This window comes from Alcaligenes sp. SDU_A2, assembly GCF_038237375.1.
Classification (GTDB): Bacteria; Pseudomonadota; Gammaproteobacteria; order Burkholderiales; family Burkholderiaceae_B; genus Alcaligenes.
Map to the genome: position 1 here is coordinate 1534692 of NZ_CP151273.1, position 19148 is coordinate 1553839.

The following is a 19148-nucleotide window of genomic DNA, read 5'->3' on the forward strand; positions in this document are numbered from 1 at the left end:
AGCTTTCTGGGTGGGGCTGTCGCCTATGCTGGGGAACGATGCGACAGTCATCGGCAGTTAATGATTGTTCGTCTGTTTGCTTGCATGTCATATCGGCTGGTCGTGGGTATGAACATAATGCATAAGCGGTGCCACGGTCTTGTTGGCTGCGAGCTTTATGCCCACCTGGCCGGCCTGTGATTGGCAATGGGGGCTTGGCGCGCCTTGGGCATTCATTCGTGTGTTCCTGCGGGACAAAAAAAGACCGCCTCGTGGGCGGTCTTTTGACTACTGAGCAAGGCGCAGAATTTAATAAACACCTTGGTGACGCATCGCGGTGGCCACTTTGACGAAGCCGGCGATATTGGCGCCATTGACGTAGTTGACGAAATCACTTTCTTGACCATAGTTCACGCAATTCTCGTGGATGTCGCGCATAATGGAGTGCAGTTTGGTGTCGACCTGTTCGCGGGTCCAGTTCAGGCGCTGGGCGTTCTGGCTCATTTCCAAGCCGGATACCGCCACGCCGCCGGCGTTGCTGGCTTTACCGGGCGCGTACAGGATCTTGGCGTGGATAAACGCCTCGACTGCTTCCAGGGTGCTGGGCATATTGGCGCCTTCGGCTACGCAGCGCACGCCGTTCTTGATCAGAAGCTCGGCATCGGCGCGCTCCAGTTCGTTCTGGGTGGCGCAGGGTAGGGCAACGTCCACAGGCACATGCCAAGGGCGTTTGCCTTCGTCGTAGCGCAGGCCCAACTGGTCGGCGTAGTCTTTGACGCGGCCGCGCTGGGTGTTTTTCACCTGCATCAGGGCAGCCAGTTTTTCTGGCGTGAAGCCGTCCAGATCCACAACACAGCCGTGTGAGTCGGATACCGTCACCACTTTGGCACCTAAGTGCATGCACTTCTCGATGGCGTACTGTGCCACATTGCCTGAGCCGGAAACCGATACCGTCAGCCCTTCGATGGATTGGCCCTTGCGCTTGAGCATTTCTTCGGCGAAATACACGGTGCCGTAGCCGGTGGCCTCGGGGCGGATCAAGCTGCCGCCGAAAGTCAGGTCTTTGCCGGTAAACACGCAGGCAGCGCTGTTGGACAGCTTTTTCATCATGCCGGCCATAAAGCCGACTTCGCGGGCACCCACGCCGATGTCGCCGGCCGGCACGTCGGTGTCGGGGCCCAGGTGGCGGTACAGTTCGGTGATCAGGGCCTGGCAAAAACGCATGACTTCGCCGTCGGACTTACCTTTTGGGTCGAAATCCGAGCCGCCTTTGCCCCCGCCCATGGGCAAGGTGGTCAGCGCATTCTTGAACGTCTGCTCGAAAGCCAGGAATTTAAGGATGGACAGATTGACCGAGGGGTGAAAACGCATGCCGCCTTTGAAAGGACCGATGGCATTGTTGTGCTGAATGCGAAAGCCGCGGTTGACCTGAACCTGGCCGCGATCGTCCACCCAGGAAATGCGGAATTGAATGGCGCGCTCGGGCTCGACCAGGCGCTCCAGCAGGCCGTGGTCGGCGTACTGGGGGTTCTGCTCGATGAAGGGCCACAGACTGGACATGACTTCGCGCACAGCCTGCATGAACTCGGGCTGATGCGGGTCACGGGCCTGGACCTTGGCGAGGAACTGTTCTAATGAGAGAAGTTTCATTGCAAGCGAACTCTGTTTGCAAGACTGAGAATTAAATTAGAACTCAGTAGATTGAAAGAAGCGGTGCACGGGAATACACCAAGATCATACGACCATCGCAAGCAAGCCTCTCGTATAGAGAGGCTTGCGGATGTTCTATTTACTTCTTCATCATGTCGAAGAATTCGGAATTGGTCTTTGTAGCCCGGATTTTGTCCAGGATAAATTCCATGGATTCGATTTCATCCATGCCATGGATGAATTTGCGTAGCACCCAGACTTTTTGTAAAAGGTCCGGCTTGATCAGCAGTTCTTCGCGACGGGTACCTGATTTGTTCAGGTTGATGGCAGGGTAAATGCGTTTTTCGGCCAGGCGGCGTTCCAGATGGATTTCCGAGTTGCCCGTGCCTTTGAATTCTTCGTAAATAACTTCGTCCATCCGGCTGCCGGTTTCGATCAGGGCTGTGCCGATGATGGTCAGCGAACCGCCTTCTTCCAGATTACGGGCAGCGCCGAAAAAGCGTTTGGGACGCTGCAAGGCGTTGGCGTCCACGCCACCGGTCAGCACTTTGCCCGAGGCCGGCACGACGGTGTTATAGGCCCGGGCCAGACGGGTAATGGAGTCCAGCAGAATCACCACGTCTTTTTTCAGTTCGACCAGGCGTTTGGCCTTTTCGATGACCATCTCGGCCACCTGGACGTGACGCGTTGCCGGCTCGTCGAAGGTGGAGGCCACTACTTCGCCGCGTACGGTGCGCTGCATTTCGGTGACTTCTTCGGGGCGCTCGTCCACCAGCAGGACGATCATGGTGGCCTCGGGGTAGTTGGTCGTGATGGCATGGGCCATGTGCTGCATCATCACGGTCTTGCCCGACTTGGGGCTGGCAACGATCAGGGCGCGCTGGCCTTTGCCAATGGGGGCGAAGATATCCAGGATGCGGCCGGTAATATTTTCCTCGCTCTTGATATCGCGTTCCAGGCGCATGGGCTGGTTCGGATGCAAAGGAGTGAGGTTCTCAAACATGATCCGATGTTTGATGGCCTCGGGCTGCATGCCATTGACCTTGTCCACCTTGACCAGGGCGAAATAGCGTTCGCCGTCTTTGGGCGTGCGCACTTCGCCTTCGATGGAGTCGCCCGTGTGCAGATTGAAACGGCGGATCTGCGAGGGGGAAATATAGATGTCATCCGTGCTGGCCAGATACGAGGTTTCCGGCGAACGCAGGAAACCGAAGCCGTCCGGCAACACTTCCAGCACCCCATCTCCGAAAATCTGCTCGCCTTTCTTGGCGTGCTTTTTCATGATGGCGAACATGAGCTCTTGCTTGCGCAAGCGGTTCGCGTTGTCGATTTCCAGAGTGGCAGCCATTTCTAGCAGCTGCGAGACGTGCAGAGCTTTTAATTCGTTGAGGTGCATGAGAGGGGAAGGGTTTTTCAGCAGCAGACCGCGGACCGGCGGTGGGTCCGCGTGCGGTTAATCAGAGGATTACAGGGAGCTGTCGAGAAATGCGCTGAGTTGCGACTTGGAAAGAGCCCCGACTTTGGTTTCGGCCACTTTGCCGTCTTTGAACAGCATGAGCGTAGGAATACCACGAATGCCGAATTTAGCCGGCGTGTCGGGATTTTCATCGACATTGAGTTTGGCAATGATAACACGGCCTTGGTACAGTTCGGCGGCTTCGTCCAGCAGCGGGGCGATCATTTTGCAGGGGCCGCACCAGGCAGCCCAGTAATCGACCAGAACGGGCAGGTCAGCTTGAAGGACGACGCTCTCGAAGGAGGCGTCCGTAACGTGTTTGATGGAATCGCTCATGGCAAGATACAAAAAAAGAGAAAAGGATAAGAAAAACTATACGTGTGGCATGGCCCGAGCACAATGTATTCTACGGCGAATCGCAACAGCTCTGTTGCCAATTTTTGACAGGATAACATTGCCCGCAGGCCGCTTGCAGGCTCTTGCAGGCAGGCCATTGGCCGACAAAGCGTTTCCCCCTTGGCCCAAGCCCCCGTAAAATACCGTTTTTTCCGATCGATCTTCCAGGAATCAAGTTGTCTACTACACGTTACGACGAATCTTCCATCCGGGTGCTCAAAGGGCTGGAACCGGTCCGCCAGCGTCCGGGCATGTATACCCGAACCGATAATCCGCTGCACATCTTGCAGGAAGTCATTGATAACGCCGCTGACGAGGCCTTGGCCGGTTTTGCCCGCACCCTGACGGTGACGGTGCTGGAAGACGGCGGTATCGAGGTCGAGGATGATGGTCGCGGTATTCCGGTCGGTCTGCATCCGGACGAGCATGCGCCCGTGGTGGAGCTGGTCTTTACCCGCCTGCATGCTGGCGGCAAGTTCGATAAAGCTGATGGCGGAGCCTATGCCTTTTCGGGCGGCTTGCACGGGGTGGGGGTGTCGGTCACCAATGCCTTGTCCAGCCGTTTGGAAGTGTTGGTCTGGCGGGATGCCCAGGCGCACGAGATTGTCTTTGCCGGCGGCGAGGTCACACAGCCATTACGTGTGGTGGGTAGCGTTGGCAAGCGCAAGTCCGGCACACGCGTACGCCTGTGGCCCGACCCCCGGTACTTTGATTCCGCACAGATTCCCTTGGCTCAACTGGCTCATATCCTGCGCAGCAAGGCCGTGCTGTTGGGCGGGGTGACAGTGCAGTTGGTCAACCGGAAAACCGGTCAAAGCCAGCAGTGGTGCTATCAGGATGGACTGCGGGGCTATCTGAAAGAAGAACTGGGCGATACTGAATTGCTGGTGCCCTTGTTCGAGGGGCGGCAATACGCGCCGAAAGACGATGACAACTTCTCGCCGGGCGAAGGCGCTCATTGGGTGGTGACCTGGACGTTGGACGGCAACATTGTGCGCGAATCCTATGTCAACCTGATTCCCACCAGCGCGGGTGGCACGCACGAGGCCGGTCTGCGTGATGGTTTGTATCAGGCGGTGCGCAGTTTTGCCGAATTGCACAGCCTTATTCCCAAGGGCGTCAAGCTGTTGCCTGAAGATGTGTTCGCGCGCGCCAGCTTTGTGCTGTCGGCCAAGGTGCTGGACCCGCAGTTTCAGGGACAGATCAAGGAAAAGCTGAACAGTCGCGATGCGGTGCGCCTGGTGGGCGGCTATGTGCGCAACGCCTTGGAGCTGCATCTGCATGCCCATGTGGATCAAGGGCGCAAGCTGGCCGAAGTGGCCATACGTCAGGCTCAGGCGCGCACACGGTCAGCCCAGAAAGTCGAAAAACGCAAAAGCTCGGGCGTGGCCGTGTTGCCGGGCAAGCTGACCGATTGCGAGTCCCACGATCTGGATCGCTCCGAACTGTTTCTGGTGGAAGGCGATTCGGCCGGCGGTTCGGCCAAGATGGGGCGGGACAAGGAGTTTCAGGCCATCTTGCCTTTGCGGGGCAAAGTCCTTAATGCCTGGGAAGTGGATAGGGACCGGCTGTTTGCCAATCAGGAAATTCACGATATTTCCGTGGCCATCGGCGTGGACCCGCATGCCGCCGATAGCACGCCGGATCTGTCGGGCCTGCGCTATGGCCGTATCTGTATTTTGTCCGATGCCGACGTAGACGGCTCACATATCCAGGTACTGCTGTTGACCCTGTTCTTTCGCCATTTCCCCAAACTGATCGAAGCCGGCCATGTCTATGTGGCGCGCCCGCCGTTGTTTCGTGTGGACGTGCCGGCCGCCGGCAAGCGTGTCGCCCGCAAGATTTATTGCCTGGATCAAGGTGAGCTGGACGCCACGCTGGAGAAGCTGCGCAACGAATCCATCCGGGTCGAGTCGCTCAGCATCAGCCGCTTTAAAGGCTTGGGCGAAATGAGCGCCGAGCAGTTGTGGGACACCACCATGAATCCAGACACCCGCCGTTTGCTGCCAGTCAGTTGGGGCGAGGATGGGCTGTCGGATACCCAAGCCATGTTCACGATGCTGATGGGTAAGGGCGAAGCGTCCCAGCGACGCGCCTGGCTGGAAGAAAAAGGCAATCTTGCCGATGTTGATGTTTAGGTCCGGGCAAAGAGTACGATATGGATAGCAATCAATTGGATTTTGAGCCGGCGGGATCGGACGATCACATCACGCTGGCGGCGTACGCTGAACAGGCGTATCTGGATTACGCCGTGTCCGTGGTGCGTGGTCGCGCCCTGCCGGATTTGACCGATGGCCAAAAGCCCGTGCAGCGCCGCATTTTGTATGCAATGGATGCAATGGGCCTGGGCCCGACCGCCAAGCCGGTCAAGTCCGCGCGCGTGGTGGGCGATGTACTGGGTAAGTATCACCCGCATGGCGATCAGGCTGCTTATGACGCGATGGTGCGCATGGCGCAGGATTTCGTGTTGCGTTATCCCTTGGTGGATGGACAGGGCAACTTCGGTTCGCGCGACGGCGACAATGCCGCCGCCATGCGTTATACCGAAGCGCGCTTGACGCCGTTCGCGCGCCTGTTGCTGGATGAACTGGATGAAGGCACGGTCGATTTCGTGCCAAACTACGACGGCAGCCAGAAAGAACCTCTGGCCTTGCCGGCGCGCCTGCCCATCATGCTGCTTAACGGGGCATCGGGGATTGCGGTCGGCATGGCCACCGAGATTCCGTCGCACAATTTGCGTGAAATCGCCCAGGCCTGCGTGGCGTTGCTGCGCGATCCCAAGCTGGACGATCAGGCGCTGTACGACATGGTGCCAGGGCCGGACTTTGCCGGCGGTGGGCAGATCATCTCGCCGGCGCAGGATATTGCCGCCATCTACTCGCAAGGCCGCGGCTCCATCAAAGCGCGCGCCCGTTGGGTGTTCGAGGATATGGCGCGCGGCCAGTGGCAATTGGTGGTCACCGAATTGCCGCCCGGCACGTCGACCCAGAAGATTCTGGAAGAAATCGAAGAGCGCACCAATCCCAAGGTCAAGAGCGGCAAAAAATCCTTGACCGCCGAGCAGCAGCAGACCAAGGCCCTGATGCTCAATCTGTTGGATGCCGTGCGCGATGAGTCCGGCAAACAGGCCTCCGTGCGCTTGGTATTCGAGCCTAAATCGCGTGCCATCGACCGCGATGAATTCGTCAACACCTTGCTGACGCAAACCAGCCTCGAAGGCAGCGTCTCCATCAATCTGGTTTGTATCGATGTGGATGGCCGGCCCGGTCAGCGGTCTTTGCGTCAGGTCCTGGTTAATTGGCTGGAATTTCGTCGCCAGACCATGGAGCGGCGCACGCGTTTTCGTCTGGATAAAGTGTCGGACCGTATCCATGTGCTGGAAGGGCGCATGATGGTGTACCTGAATGTGGATGAGGTCATTCAGACCATACGCGAGTCCGACGAGCCCCGTGCGGCCTTGATGGCGCGCTTTGATTTGAGCGAGCGTCAGGCCGACGATATTCTTGAGATGCGCCTGCGTCAATTGGCTCGGCTGGAAGGCTTCAAAATCGAAAAGGAGCTGGACGAGCGTCGCAAGGAGCAGGCCGAGTTGCAGGAGTTGCTGGACAACCCCAAGGCCTTCAAGCGCTTGATGATTCGCGAAATCGAATCCGACGCTAAAACCTATGGCGACGAACGCCGCACCCTGATTGAAGCGGCCGAGCGCGCCGTATTGGAAAACAAGGTGGTGGACGAACCGGTTACTGTCATCATTTCGCGCAAGGGCTGGCTGCGCTGCCGCCAGGGCCATGGCCATGATGCGACGCAGTTTGCCTTCAAGACCGGCGATGCCTTGTACGATGCGCTGGAGTGTCGCAGCACGACAGATCTGGTGGCCCTGGGGCGCGACGGTCGGGTCTATACTGTCCCGGTCGCCAGCTTGCCGTCGGCGCGGGGCGATGGTCAGCCCATTACATCGATGATCGATGTCAGCCCTGGCGCACCGATCGAACATATGCTGGCTGCGCCTGGCGAACAGCGTTATGTGCTGGCGGCCAGCGACGGCTATGGTTTTATTGCCAGTCAGGCCGACATGAATACCCGTCAGCGCGGCGGCAAGCAGTTTTTGAGCATCGAGGCAGGCAAGACGCCGCTCAAGCCCTTGGCCTTGCATGCCGATGACCAGTACGTGGGGTTGCTCAGTGCCAAGGGCCGTTTTCTGGTCGTGGACGTCAACGAGCTCAAAGTGCTGGAGAAGGGCGGCCGTGGCACCATACTGATGGGGTTGGACGAGGGCGACAGTCTGGCGCAGTGGATAGGCATAGGTCAGGAAGGACTGGCGGTATCCGGTGTTTATCGCAAGCGCGAATCCACGGTGCTGATGGATCTGGATGCGTTGGCCGAATACCTGGGCAAGCGGGCCCGCAAGGGCAAACAACTGGGCGTCAAGCTGAACGACCCGGTCTTGCATCGGCCGCAGGTGCAGTAAAGTCTTGGTGCCGGATCGCCACCTTGTCTAGGGCACGATCCGGCTAGCTTCTTTTTTTGAGTATTGGACATGAGTTTCAAGATCACAGTACAGCCCAGTGGGCATAGTTTCGATGTACAGCCTGGGCAGTCTGTGCTGGATGGCGCGCTGAACGCAGGTATTGTCCTGCCGTATAGCTGTCGCAATGGCACCTGTTCCTCGTGTCGCGGCAAAGTGCTCGAAGGCGACTACGATGCCGGACGGGCTCCCGAGCAGTTGCTCAGCCAGCAAGACCGGGATGCCGGGTTCACCTTGTTCTGTCAGGCCAAGCCGGCCTCCGATATGGTCATCGAATCGCACGAGATTCGCATGGCTTCGGATATCCAGATCCGCAAGATGCCTTCGCGCGTGGCCGCTCTGGAAAAGGTGCGGGACGATGTCATGATCGTGCGTTTGCAGATGCCGACCTCCGAGCCATTTCGTTACTACCCTGGCCAGTATTTGGAATTTATCCTGAAGGACGGCAGTCGTCGCAGTTATTCCATGGCAACGCCGCCGCGCGAGGACAATCAGGTTGAGTTGCACATCCGTCACATGCCTGGTGGTGTGTTCACCGACCACGTGTTCGGCGCCGGCGCGACGGCCATGAAAGAGCGCGAAATTCTGCGTGTGGAAGCTCCGCTGGGGTCTTTCTTTTTGCGCGAGGACAGCACGGCTCCTATGGTTTTTCTGGCCAGCGGCACAGGTTTCGCACCCATTAAGGCCTTGATCGAGCGCTTGCGCCAGACCGGCAGTCGCCGGGAAATCGCCTTGTACTGGGGAGGTCGTCGTCCGCGCGATTTGTACCAGTCGGAACTGGCCGAGCAGTGGGCGGCGGACATGCCCAATCTGCGTTTCATCCCTGTGGTGTCCGATGCCCAGCCCGAGGACGGCTGGACGGGGCGCACTGGTTTTGTTCATCAGGCCGTGCTGCAGGACTTGCCCGATCTGTCGGGCTGGCAAGTCTATGCTTGCGGCGCGCCTGCCATGGTCGAGAGCGCCCGTCGCGATTTTGTCGAGCAGGCCGGGCTGGACCCCGAGGCTTACTTTGCCGACGCCTTTACCTCTTTGGCCGACGTCAAGTAAGCCGCGTCGCCTCTTATGCAATAACGGACAGCAAACATGAAAGTAGCAGTACTGGGCAGTGGCATCATCGGGGTATCGACAGCCTGGTGGCTGAGCCAAGATGGGCACGAAGTCGTGGTACTGGACAGGCGCAACGGGCCGGCCCAGGAAACCTCTCGGGCCAATGGCGGCCAGATATCGGTATCCTATGCGGAACCCTGGGCCAATCCGCACACGCCCTTGAAGCTGCTTAAATGGTTGCTGGACGATCAGGCTCCGCTCGTGTTTCGTCCGCGCCTGGATACCCGGCAGTGGCGCTGGTGCCTGTCTTTTTTGCGTGAATGCCTGCCTGCGCGCGTGGCCCCCAACGTGCGTGCCTTGGTGGGCATGGCCGAATACAGCCGCCGCACGCTCAAGCAGATGCGCCCGTCGCTGGATTTCGATTACCGTCACCAGGAAAAAGGCATTATTACGTTTTACCGGGACGCGGCCAGTCTGGATGAGTCTTTGCAGATGGCCGACCTGATGCGGGACATGGGGGTGGATCGGCGCGTGATGAGTGTGGACGAGCTGCTGCGGGTGGAGCCTGCGCTGGCCTCTGCGCGGCATCTGATCGTGGGCGGGGATTACACCAAGGACGATGAATCGGGTGATGTCAATTTGTTTGCCTGCGGGCTGGCCGGCATGGCCGAGCGGGCTGGCGTGCAGTTTCGTTATTCCACCCAGATCAATCGTCTGTTGACCGCGCAAGGGCGTGTGACCGGCGTGGAAATCATTGCGCCTGACGGCCATTTCGAGACTGTGCAGGCCGATGCGTTCGTGGTTGCCATGGGCAGTTTCAGCCCCGAGCTGCTTGAACCCTTGGGCATTGCCTGCCCTATCTACCCGGCCAAGGGCTACTCGGTGACGATTCCCATCCGTCGATCCGATGCCGTGCCGTTTGTCAGCCTGACCGACAAAGACAAGAAAATCGTCTATTCACGATTGGGCGATACCTTGCGCATGGCTGGCACGGCGGAGCTCTCCGGTTATTCCCGCAGTTTGAACACAAAGCGTTGCACATCCATGCTGGCGCAGGTGGCCGAATTGTTCCCAAGCGGGCTGGATTTTGATAATGTTCAATTCTGGGCGGGACTGCGTCCTGCCACGCCTTCAAACGTCCCATTGATCGGTCGCTCCCGGATAGCTAATCTGTATCTGAATACCGGGCACGGTCCGCTGGGATGGACAATGGGGGTCGGCTCCGGCCGGGCCCTGGCCGACCTTCTGGGCGGCCGTCAGCCCGAACCCGAATTTCCTTTTTTACGCTAAAGGGTTTATGAAAAATCTACGCGGATTAACGCTGAAGCAGTGCGTCTTGGCACTGGCGACGGCAGTGGGCGGCTCCGCCGCGCTCTTGTATGGTTCCGCTGCTTTGGCTGCGGTCGATATTCAGGTCTGGACAGCCCTGAACCCGCACAACCAGGCCGAATTTGAAAAACTGGTCAAAGACTTCAACCGCAGCCAGAAAGATGTCAAGGTCGAGGTCAAGGCGCACGATTCCGACACTTCCCTGGATCAGGCCATGCGTGCTGTTTCCGGCGCGCAGTTGCCCAACCTGGTGCAGTTGGGCGAGATGTCCGGCCTGGACGAAGTGGCTGATCGCCCGTACATCCTGCCCATGCATACCTTGCTGGCCAAAGAAAATCTAAGCAATGTGTCTTGGTTCCTGGCCTCCAATTCCTTTGTGCGCAATGGTCGTGGTCAGTTGCAAGGCTTTCCTTACATGGCGGAAATTCCGGTCATGTACTACAACACCGAGTCGTTCAATAAAGCCAAGCTTGAGCCGGCTGCTCCCAGTCGGGTCTGGCTGGATCTGCAGGGCCAACTGGTGCAATTGGCCAATAATGGCTCGCGCCGTTGTCCCTTGACGTCCGATCAGTCGGTTTCCATCAACCTGGAGAATCTGGCAGCGGTCAATAATCAGATCTACGGCCTGGCACCCGGCCCCAAGGTCAAGGGTAAAGTAGGGTTTGACTTTGACCTTATGTATATCCGCCATCTGTCCATGATGGTCAGCTGGGTCAAGTCCGAACTGATGGTCAAGCCCGAAATGCTGCCGCAGTCGCCACAGCGTTTTGCCAAGGGCGAGTGCGCTGTCATGTTTTCCAACTCCGGCCATATCGGCGAGTACAACGCCACCCGTGGGCTGAAGTTCGCCGTGACCGGCCTGCCGTACTACCCTGAAGTCACCCAGACTCCCGGCAAGCCCTTCGTGACCGGCGGTGCGCTGTGGGCGACCAAAGGCCATGCCGCCGATCAGAACCGGGCTACAGCGCGTTTTGTCAGCTGGTTGGCACAGCCTGAAAATGCTACGCGCTGGTATCAGCAGACCGGTTTTCTCCCCTTGAGCCGTGAAGCCTTTAACGCAACCGGCAGCGATTACTACAGCGACAAGGGCGATTGGCAGCATCTGGTGGGAGCTTACGGCAGTGGCGCGTCGGGCACGGCCAAAGGTAACTTCCGCAATTACCGCCAGATTCGTGCTGTGTTCAACCAGAGCCTGGAAAGCGCTTTGGACGGCAAGCAGCCAGCAACGACGGCCTTGCGCACTGCCGCCGCCGAGGCAAATCGTCTGGTGGCTCAGCGAGGACGCTGATTTATCCATTCGTATAAGCCGATCTGGCGCGCTCTGCCGGCCTGGCCCAAGATAAGCTCCACGCCCCTAATGGGGTGTGGAGTTTTTTTTAGGGGATGTGCGTCATGGTGTTTTTGTTACGGCTGGTGTGTGCGTGTTTGCTGCTGCCGGGCCTGTCGGCCTGCTTTAGTGCTACGGGCAACGCTCCTTCCATCGAGGGCGCTGGTTCGGTGTTCAACTTTGGCTGGCGATTATCAGGAGAGCCACGTATCGGTCCTATGCAGGTATTCGATAATGGCAAGCGCACTTGGCTACAGTTTGCGCCCGGCCAGCAAGTCCCAGCTGTATTCGGGCGTCGTCAGGGGCAAGAGCAGCTATTGCTAACCGTCCGTTCCGGTCAGTTTCAACTGCTTCAGGGGGTATGGCCCGAACTTGTTTTCCGGGCTGGTCATGGACGCGCCTGGGCCATTCGACTGCCTGGCTCTGATGTTCAGGATGCACAAGGATCTCGTCCTGGGCGGTCAGAACAAGACGCCGTATCGTCTTCTGTTTCTGTACCGGAGTTTGCGGCCGATCCAGGGACGCCCTATGTCCCCTGATGTCAGGGCGGTCTTGGCAGGCATGCTTTTGGGTGGGCAATGCTGACATTTACCGTGTCTGGCGTGCCGCTATGTGGCCATAGCCACAAAAAACCCGACATGTCTGCATGTCGGGTTTGGGGGGCTGCGATCGCTGCACCGCTGCTGCGGCACCGTGTCCGACTTAGTCGGCCTTGCCGCTCCAGGCGGCAATGTCGGCCCGTTCTTGCTCGGTCATCTGGGTCATATTACCCAAAGGCATGTAGTGCGATGCCACCACATTCTTGACCTGCTCTGCATGCAGCAAGGTGTGTTCCGTCGTGTCCAGCAGCATGCCGGCGGGTGCCGACGGGAAGCCAAATTGCGCGCTGGGCTTGGCGGCATGGCACTGGATACAGCGGGCATCCATGATCCCTTGTATGCGAGCCAGGCTGACCGTGGCAGCCGACGCGTCCGTTGCCGCCGTCTGGGCGGGTGCCTTGACGCTGACCGGAGCCGCTACCCAACCCACGATGATCAACAGGATGGCACCGGCAACCGGGTAAGCCAGATTATTGGTGCCGCCATGCAGCAGCACGAAGTACTGGCGTATTAATGCGCCGGCAAAGATGAACAGCACCATGATGATCCACGCGTTGGGGTGGTTGTACGTGAACGAATAATGGTTGCTCAGCATCAGCAGCAGGACGGGCAGCGTAAAGTAGGTGTTGTGCACCGAGCGCTGTTTGCCCCGCTTGCCATCCAGCGGGTTGGGGGTCTGGCCGGCCTTCAGGGCTTTGACCATGCGGCGCTGGCCCGGAATGATCCAGAAAAATACGTTGGCCGACATGCTGGTGGCCATGACAGCACCGGTCAGCAAGAAGGCGGCGCGGCCCGAGAAAATGTGCGCGCTCAAATAGGCGACCACAACCATCATGATGGCCACGGCAACGCTCAGCAGCCCGTCGCGCTCCATATTGGGGCTGATAAGGCGGCACAGCCCGTTGTAGACCACCCATCCCAGCACCAGAAAGGCAATGGCCACGACATTGGCTTGAGTGCCTGTCATCTGGGCGGCCCATTCCCATGCGCTGTTGGGGTTGACCAGATAGAACTCGGGCTTGGTCAGGTACAGCAGGGCAAACAGGGCAAAACCGGATAGCCAGGTTGTATAGGATTTCCAGAAAGACCAATGCAGGTCATCGGGCAGTTCGGCCGGATTGGTCAGGTATTTTTGGTTGTGGTAGAAACCGCCGCCGTGGACTGCCCACATTTCGCCGAAAACGCCCCGTTTCTTGCTTTCTTCGCCCTTGGGCGGTTTCAGGCCGTTGTCCAGCATCACAAAGTAAATGGATTCGCCTATCCAGGCTACGGCCGCAATAACGTGCAGCCAGCGCAGCAGCAAGTTGCCGTATTCAAGTAGGTACGCGTGCATATATGTCTCGTATCGATTTGTTTATTCGTTATGTGATCGAAAAAAGCAGTGCAGATACAAGGATCAACTGCCGCGGTACGTGGACCATGACCAAGGGGTGACGACCAGGGGGACGTGGTAGTTGGCATCGGCGTCGGCGATGCCAAACCGGATGCCCACCTGATCGACAAAACGTGGTTCGGGTAGGACGGTGCCGTTGGCGGCAAAATAATCGCCAGCATGAAAAACCAGTTCAAACACGCCGGTGGCCATGGTCGGACCCTGTAGCAGGGGTTCGTCGCAGCGTCCGTCGCTGTTGGTGGCTGTGGTCTTGATCAGAGTGCGCTGGTCGCCCTGAATGCGGTAGAGGTCGACGCGTACGCCTTGTGCAGGACGACCTTGAGTCGTGTCAAGCACATGGGTAGAGAGCTTGCCCATAAATGTCTCCGGATTATGGTGATCAAAAAAGTCCAGCGAGCCCAGTTTGGAGAACCGGCCGGGGGCCAGCGGTGCAAGGATCAGTGCGCTGGGTTAAGGCCCCGAAATTGCCGCTCTGGTTGAGATCCAGATTGTCGACAATTTATGTTGACGATTTTGTGGGGATACCGAATAATTGTCAAGAATAAATAACGAGAATTTTTATGCTTCAAATTCAGCGACACAAGGACGACGCCACGGCTGTGCAGGCACCCAGCGCCTCGTCGCTGCTGGAAGGCGGGCCGGCGGATAGCGAAACCGGACGTGTGTACAGTCAGATATTCGACGCGGTGGTGGATCGGCGTTTGTTGCCTGGGGCCAAGCTGACCGAAGCGACGCTGTGTACTATTTTTGACTGCTCTCGCGCGACGGTACGTGCGGCCTTGTCGGCGCTGGCACATGACAAGATTGTGGTCATCGAGCCCAATCGCGGGGCTTTTGTCTGGAAGCCGACGGTCAAGGAAACACAGGACGTGTTCGAGTTGCGGCGCGATCTGGAAGAGCTGATTCTGCGCAAACTGCTGGCTTTGCCCGATCTGCCCGCGCAATTGAAAGGGCTCTACGACATGGTGGCCCGCGAACAGCAGGCTTTCGAGCAGGGCGATCGCATCAGCTGGCTGCGCCTGTCCAATGCCTTTCATGTGGTGTTGGCGCGCTGCGCGGGCAACCACGAGCTGAGCGAGTTGATGCACACCTTGTGTGCCCGCACTACCTTGATTATTGCGTATCACGACACGCCGGGCGAAAAAGCCTGCTCCTTTCACGAGCACAAAGACATTCTGGATCGCCTGAGCCAGGGCGATGCCGATGGTGCGCGCCAGGCCATGCATCACCATTTAAGCGATTGCGAACACCGCATGAAGGAGGCGGAGAGCGGCCCATCGGCCGATCCCTGGCTGGCTTTCAGCGTCAAACGATAACAGGAGACCCCATGTCACAACAGAAGTCCTATCCTCGCGACTTGATCGGTTACGGCAAGCATGTGCCTCACGCCAATTGGCCGGGACAGGCGCGCATTGCCGTCCAGTTCGTGCTGAACTACGAAGAGGGGGGCGAGAATTGCGTCTTGCACGGCGATCCCGGCTCGGAACAGTTTCTGTCGGAGATCATCGGCGCGGCGGCGTATCCGGACCGTCATCTGTCCATGGAGTCCATCTATGAATATGGATCGCGCGCCGGGGTCTGGCGCATTCTGAATGAATTTGAAAAACGTGGCCTGCCCATGACGATTTTCGGCGTAGGCATGGCGCTGGAGCGCCATCCCGAGCTGGCCAAAGAGTTCGTGCGCCTGGGTCATGAGATTGCCTGCCACGGCTATCGCTGGATTCATTACCAGAATGTGCCCGAGGAGGTTGAGCGCGAGCACATGCGTCAGTGCGTGCAGGTGTTGAGCAAAATCCTGGGGCATCATCCCGAAGGTTGGTATACGGGTCGGGACAGTCCCAATACGCTGCGTCTGGTGGCCGAAGAGGGCGGATTTCTGTACGACTCCGATTATTACGGCGACGACCTGCCGTTCTGGAGCGAAGTGCCCCTGAAGGACGGCACGATCAAGCCCCAGCTGATGGTGCCTTACACCCTGGATACGAACGATATGCGCTTTGCCGCGCCCCAGGGATTTAACACCGGAGAGCATTTCTTCAATTATCTGAAGGACGCCTTTGATGTGCTGTACGAAGAAGGCGAGACGGCCCCCAAAATGTTGTCCATTGGCTTGCATTGTCGCCTGATCGGCCGTCCTGGCCGCTTCAAGGCCTTGCAGCGTTTTCTCGATCATATCCAGCAGCACGAGCGAGTGTGGATTTGCCGCCGGGCCGACATCGCCCGTCATTGGGTTCAGCAACATCCCTATCAGCCAGCCGGGTAACAGCCGGGCTGCTGCCGGGTGGGGGCCGTAAGGCCAGCGGCCGCTTTTGTAGGGCGACGATGTGCGCAATTGCGACCCTAGGGTCGCAATTGTTGTTTCCGTTTGCTGAAAACAGTACTATTTGTCGCTTGTGCCGCCCTCGGGTATGGATATGCACGCCCAGGTTTTTTGTGCGTGCCCGGTCCTCGGGCGTTGGACTGGCGCACGGCATGCAGGGGCTTGCGGGCTCATCGTCTTATAATAAGTTTTACTTTTTCATCGCGTTTCATGTAATGAAAACATCCGAAATCCGTCAGAAGTTCTTATCGTTCTTTGAGTCCAAAGGGCACAACATCGTACCTTCGGCCCCTCTGGTTCCAGGTAACGACCCCACCTTGCTGTTCACGAACGCCGGCATGGTGCAGTTCAAGGATGTTTTCACCGGCAAAGAAACCCGTCCCTATCATCGCGCGACCAGTTCGCAGCGTTGCGTGCGCGCCGGGGGCAAGCACAACGATCTGGAAAATGTGGGCTATACCGCCCGCCACCATACGTTTTTCGAGATGCTGGGCAACTTCAGCTTTGGCGATTATTTCAAACATGATGCCATTCGCTACGCCTGGGAGCTGCTGACCACGGTGTATAAGCTGCCCGCCGAAAAATTGTGGGTCACTGTGTATCAGGAAGACGACGAAGCCTACGATATCTGGGCCAAGGAAGTGGGTGTGCCGCACGAGCGCATTATCCGCATCGGCGATAAAGGCGGCGTTCGTTACAACTCGGACAACTTCTGGCAAATGGCCGATACCGGCCCTTGCGGCCCGTGCTCGGAAATCTTTTACGACCACGGCCCTGATGTCTGGGGTGGCCCTCCAGGCTCTCCCGAAGAGGATGGCGACCGCTACATTGAAATCTGGAATCTGGTGTTCATGCAGTTCGAGCGCGCCGCCGACGGCAGCATGACGCCGCTGCCTAAACCCTGTGTGGATACCGGCATGGGCCTGGAGCGCATCTCTGCCGTGTTGCAGCATGTGCATTCCAATTACGAAATCGACCTGTTCCAGGCCTTGATCAAGGCGGCTGCCCGCGAAACCGGCACGCAGGATATGGACAATAACTCTCTGAAAGTTATTGCCGATCATATCCGTGCCTGCAGTTTCCTGATTCTGGACGGGGTCATTCCCAGCAATGAAGGACGCGGCTATGTGTTGCGTCGCATTATTCGCCGTGCCTTGCGTCATGGCCACAAACTGGGCCAGAAAGGTCTGTTTTTCTTCCATCTGGTCAAGGATCTGGGCGAACAGATGGGGCAGGCTTATCCTGAATTGCTGAACCAGCGTGAACGGATCGAACAGGTACTGCGTCAGGAAGAAGAGCGCTTTAGCGAAACGCTGGAAAACGGCATGCGCATCCTGGAAGGCGCGCTGTCCGCGTTGCCCGCCAAAGGTACGCTGGATGGCCAGACCCTGTTCACCTTGTACGATACCTACGGTTTTCCTGTCGATCTGACAGCTGACATTTGCCGTGAACGCGAGGTGGATGTGGATTTGGACGGTTTTGAGACCGCCATGGATAATCAGCGCAAGATGGCGCGGGCGGCCGGCAAGTTCAAAGCGGCTGAAGGTCTGAGCTATTCGGGCGTTGACACGCGTTTTGATGGTTACGAGACGCTGGTGGGCCAGGGCACGGTAGTGGCGCTGTATGTGGATGGTACGTCTGTTGAGACGGTCGCCCAGGGGCAGCAGGCCGTGGTCGTGCTCGACGCTACGCCGTTTTACGCAGAATCCGGCGGCCAGGTGGGCGATGCCGGCGTGCTGTCGGCGCAAGGCGTCATCTTCGATGTGCAAGACACCCAGAAAATCGCTGGCCAGGTGTTTGGGCACCAAGGTGTGTTGTCCAGTGGCTCCCTGACGGTGGGCGACGTTCTTCAGGCGCAGGTTGATACAGCGCGCCGTGCGCGCATTGTGCGCAACCACTCCGCGACCCACTTGATGCACAAAGCCTTGCGCGAGGTGCTGGGCGGCCATGTGCAGCAGCGTGGCTCCTTGGTGGATGCGGACAAGACCCGTTTTGACTTTGCCCACGATGCCGCCATGACGGCCGGGCAGATCGCCCAGGTAGAGGCGATCGTCAACGCCCAGGTGCTGGCCAACCAGGATGTGCAGGCCCGCCTGATGTCGTTTGATGATGCCGTCAGCGGCGGCGCAATGGCCTTGTTCGGCGAAAAATACGGCGACGAAGTCCGTGTTCTGGATATTGGCTTTTCGCGAGAGCTGTGCGGCGGCACACATGTGGCCCGGACCGGCGATATTGGTTTGTTCAAGATTCTTTCCGAAAGCGGCGTGGCCGCGGGTGTGCGCCGGGTGGAAGCCATCACAGGCGACAATTCCCTGCATTGGGTCCAAGAGCAGCAGCGTTTGCTGAACGAAGCGTCCTCCAGTCTGCGCACTCAGCCTGAAGGGCTGGCAGGGCGGATCGCCGCGCTGCAGGGGCAGATCAAAGACCTGGAGCGTGAGCGTGAGCAATTGCAGTCCAAACTGGCCTCTGCGGCGGGACAGGATCTGGTTTCGCAGGCGGTGGCACTGGGCGGGGACAGTCGTCTGCTGGTCGCCACCTTAACCGGTGTCGATCCTAAGGCCTTGCGCGGCATGGCTGATCAGTTGAAAGACAAGTTTAAATCCGCCGTATTGCTGTTGTCCGTAGTGGCCGACGGCAAGGTCAGCCTGGTCGGTGGGGTGACCGCCGATTTGTCCGGCAAGGTCAAGGCGGGCGATCTGGTGGGCTTTGTGGCTGCTCAGATTGGCGGCAAGGGTGGTGGTCGTCCTGATATGGCGATGGGGGGCGGCACGGATGCGGCGGCTCTGCCGGCTGCCAATGCCTCGGTCCAGGCCTGGGTGCAGAATCAGTTGGGCGCGTAATGGCTGATTTCGATTCGGCAGGCTTACCTTCTTTCGATCTGCAGGTCGATGCCTCGGGACTGAAGTGTCCGCTGCCCATCTTGCGTGCCAAGAAAGCCTTGGCGCAGATAGAATCCGGACAGGTGTTGCTGGTCATCACGACCGATCAGCACGCTGTTCAAGACTTTCAGGCCTTCAGCCGGCAAACGGGCAATGAATTGCTGGCCCAGCAGGCTGAAGCCGAAAAAACTCTGCACTTTTTGCGCCGTCGTTGAGCCGGCGGCGTTAAAATACTGCTTTGTATGTTG

15 protein-coding genes are annotated in these 19148 nt (G+C 58.4%); 10 read left to right on the forward strand and 5 right to left on the reverse strand.

The features are described 5' to 3' along the window. Positions 1 to 288: 288 nt before the first annotated feature. The 3 genes from gdhA to trxA all read right to left on the reverse strand — a co-directional run bounded on the left by gdhA (position 289) and on the right by trxA (position 3421). Complete coding sequence (gene gdhA / locus AADW57_RS07215; protein ID WP_341669373.1) at positions 289 to 1629, reverse strand: NADP-specific glutamate dehydrogenase; 1341 nt, start codon at positions 1627 to 1629, stop codon at positions 289 to 291. 139 nt (positions 1630 to 1768) lie between these two features. Beyond that, positions 1769 to 3025 (reverse strand): transcription termination factor Rho, encoded by a 1257-nt coding sequence (rho, locus tag AADW57_RS07220; protein ID WP_341669374.1) that lies wholly within the window; start codon positions 3023 to 3025, stop codon positions 1769 to 1771. Positions 3026 to 3094: 69 nt separating this feature from the next. Further along, positions 3095 to 3421 (reverse strand): thioredoxin TrxA, encoded by a 327-nt coding sequence (trxA, locus tag AADW57_RS07225; RefSeq protein ID WP_341669375.1) that lies wholly within the window; start codon positions 3419 to 3421, stop codon positions 3095 to 3097. A 236-nt stretch (positions 3422 to 3657) separates the two neighbouring features. Here trxA and AADW57_RS07230 point away from each other — a divergent pair, with 236 nt between their 5' ends. From AADW57_RS07230 to AADW57_RS07255, 6 genes are all read left to right on the forward strand, one after another. Further along, entirely contained in the window at positions 3658 to 5619 is a 1962-nt protein-coding gene (locus AADW57_RS07230; protein WP_341669376.1) for a DNA topoisomerase IV subunit B, read from the forward strand. Between the two features lie 20 nt (positions 5620 to 5639). Continuing rightward, positions 5640 to 7949, forward strand: a complete 2310-nt coding sequence (gene parC / locus AADW57_RS07235) for a DNA topoisomerase IV subunit A (RefSeq protein WP_341669377.1) — start codon at positions 5640 to 5642, stop codon at positions 7947 to 7949. 69 nt (positions 7950 to 8018) lie between these two features. Further along, positions 8019 to 9053 carry a CDP-6-deoxy-delta-3,4-glucoseen reductase gene (locus tag AADW57_RS07240; RefSeq protein WP_341669378.1) on the forward strand — a complete coding sequence of 345 codons (1035 nt, stop codon included), beginning with the start codon at positions 8019 to 8021 and terminating at the stop codon, positions 9051 to 9053. Between the two features lie 36 nt (positions 9054 to 9089). Then, complete coding sequence (locus tag AADW57_RS07245) at positions 9090 to 10343, forward strand: D-amino acid dehydrogenase (RefSeq protein WP_341669379.1); 1254 nt, start codon at positions 9090 to 9092, stop codon at positions 10341 to 10343. 7 nt (positions 10344 to 10350) lie between these two features. Continuing rightward, positions 10351 to 11670: an extracellular solute-binding protein gene (locus AADW57_RS07250; protein WP_341669380.1), complete on the forward strand. Its 1320-nt coding sequence runs from the start codon at positions 10351 to 10353 to the stop codon at positions 11668 to 11670. Between the two features lie 104 nt (positions 11671 to 11774). Further along, a complete protein-coding gene (locus AADW57_RS07255; RefSeq protein WP_341669381.1) occupies positions 11775 to 12248 on the forward strand; it encodes a TrbG/VirB9 family P-type conjugative transfer protein in 474 nt (157 codons plus the stop codon). A gap of 163 nt (positions 12249 to 12411) precedes the next feature. Here AADW57_RS07255 and AADW57_RS07260 read toward each other — a convergent pair whose 3' ends face one another. Together AADW57_RS07260 and uraH are read right to left on the reverse strand one after the other, a co-directional pair. Then, positions 12412 to 13641, reverse strand: a complete 1230-nt coding sequence (locus AADW57_RS07260; protein WP_341669382.1) for a urate hydroxylase PuuD — start codon at positions 13639 to 13641, stop codon at positions 12412 to 12414. A gap of 63 nt (positions 13642 to 13704) precedes the next feature. Then, positions 13705 to 14058, reverse strand: a complete 354-nt coding sequence (uraH, locus tag AADW57_RS07265) for a hydroxyisourate hydrolase (protein WP_341669383.1) — start codon at positions 14056 to 14058, stop codon at positions 13705 to 13707. 203 nt (positions 14059 to 14261) lie between these two features. Here uraH and AADW57_RS07270 point away from each other — a divergent pair, with 203 nt between their 5' ends. The 4 genes from AADW57_RS07270 to AADW57_RS07285 all read left to right on the forward strand — a co-directional run bounded on the left by AADW57_RS07270 (position 14262) and on the right by AADW57_RS07285 (position 19115). Then, entirely contained in the window at positions 14262 to 15017 is a 756-nt protein-coding gene (locus tag AADW57_RS07270) for a GntR family transcriptional regulator (RefSeq protein WP_341669384.1), read from the forward strand. 11 nt (positions 15018 to 15028) lie between these two features. Then, complete coding sequence (gene puuE, locus AADW57_RS07275) at positions 15029 to 15964, forward strand: allantoinase PuuE (RefSeq protein ID WP_341669385.1); 936 nt, start codon at positions 15029 to 15031, stop codon at positions 15962 to 15964. 272 nt (positions 15965 to 16236) lie between these two features. Continuing rightward, a complete protein-coding gene (alaS, locus tag AADW57_RS07280; protein ID WP_341669386.1) occupies positions 16237 to 18861 on the forward strand; it encodes an alanine--tRNA ligase in 2625 nt (874 codons plus the stop codon). After that, on the forward strand, positions 18861 to 19115 hold the full coding sequence (locus AADW57_RS07285; RefSeq protein ID WP_341669387.1) for a sulfurtransferase TusA family protein: 255 nt from the start codon (positions 18861 to 18863) through the stop codon (positions 19113 to 19115). The genes alaS and AADW57_RS07285 overlap by 1 nt, the downstream gene beginning before the upstream one ends. Positions 19116 to 19148: the final 33 nt, after the last annotated feature.